Origin of the sequence: Nitrososphaera sp., assembly GCF_050748925.1 — an archaeon.
Lineage (GTDB): Archaea > Thermoproteota > Nitrososphaeria > Nitrososphaerales > Nitrososphaeraceae > Nitrososphaera.
Genome location: NZ_JBOGQF010000253.1, coordinates 1 through 1124 on the forward strand (window position 1 = coordinate 1; position 1124 = coordinate 1124).

At 54.1% G+C, this 1124-nt stretch carries 3 protein-coding genes; 2 read left to right on the forward strand and 1 reads right to left on the reverse strand.

Features of this window, described 5'->3' with window-relative positions; translation table 11 throughout:
- Positions 1–214 (reverse strand): hypothetical protein (locus tag ACREAY_RS12050; protein ID WP_431756008.1); only part of this gene is annotated, 214 nt, incomplete at its 3' end.
- A gap of 152 nt (positions 215–366) precedes the next feature.
- Here ACREAY_RS12050 and ACREAY_RS12055 point away from each other — a divergent pair.
- On the forward strand, positions 367–858 hold the full coding sequence (locus tag ACREAY_RS12055; RefSeq protein ID WP_431756009.1) for a ferritin-like domain-containing protein: 492 nt from the start codon (positions 367–369) through the stop codon (positions 856–858).
- Positions 858–1124: helix-turn-helix domain-containing protein (locus ACREAY_RS12060; RefSeq protein WP_431756010.1), on the forward strand; the 267-nt coding region annotated here is incomplete at its 3' end. The genes ACREAY_RS12055 and ACREAY_RS12060, both read left to right, overlap by 1 nt.

A 1124-nucleotide genomic window follows, 5' to 3' on the forward strand; every position in this document is an offset into this window, starting at 1 on the left:
TCCCAATTCCTTTCTGATTCGATGGCTCAAAATATTGCCTGGACAAAAAACGCAAGCCCGCGATTCGTATAAAAGAACTATGACATTTACCCTCGTTTTTGCCGATACGCTGGAAACATAGATGGCGCTGCTTTTCCCGCCGCACTTTTTGCGCAGCGAGCTGAATGTAGTATAAAAGAACAATTATTTTGCCACTTTTCCACTGGAAACGCACACTATCACTTCTACCTGCCCATGCCTTCAGTCGGGGATCCTGTACCGTATGCACTCGGCTATCATACAGAGGATGTGACTACCCGCGCCTGATAAAATGGACCCAGCGCGACATGTATGCAAAAATAAATACCACACTGCTCATTTGAGAGCATGGGCAGAACCGAGAAAAAGCTACTGGGCAAGAACGCGCAGGTAATCATCGATATTATGAAAAAGGCATACTCTGACGAGATGCGCATATTCCACTATTTCTGGTACGTAGGCATCAACATGGAAGGCATCGGCCTGGTGACGTACGCGGCGGCGCTAAAGACGCAGGCGACCGGCGAGCTGCTGCACGCAGAACTGCTGGCCAACAGGATTTCAGAGCTGGGGGGCAAGGCGCCAAGCAACCCGACAGAATGGGAGAAGCTGAGCACCATCGGGCCCCTTGACCCTGTCAAGCACCTGACTCTGCGCTCGGCGCTAGAGCGCGCCCTGAAATTCGAGGGCAAGGCCGTGGAAAACTATAACGGCCTTGCGAAAAAGGCACTGGACCTGGGCGACTATGTCACGTACAACCTTGCCACGACTATACTGGCAGACGAGGTCAAGGACGAGCAGCACACCGAAGACATCCTGATGTCGCTGGAAGTAAAGTAATGGCCGTCAACCTTTCAAACGTCGAGCAGGCGATAATCGAGGAGCTGCGGATAGGCGAGGACGAGGCGCGCGCCTACGTCGCCATCGTCAAAAAAGGCAAGATGGACGCGCAAAAAATAGCCGACGCGCTGTCGTGGGACGCGCAGCGCGCCCAGACAGCCGCGATGCTGCTGGTGGGCAGGGGCATGGTCATCGAGATAACAAAGACCGAGTTTGAGTCGTTGCACCCCCGGTTTGCATGCACCAACCGCTACAGGCGCCGGTGC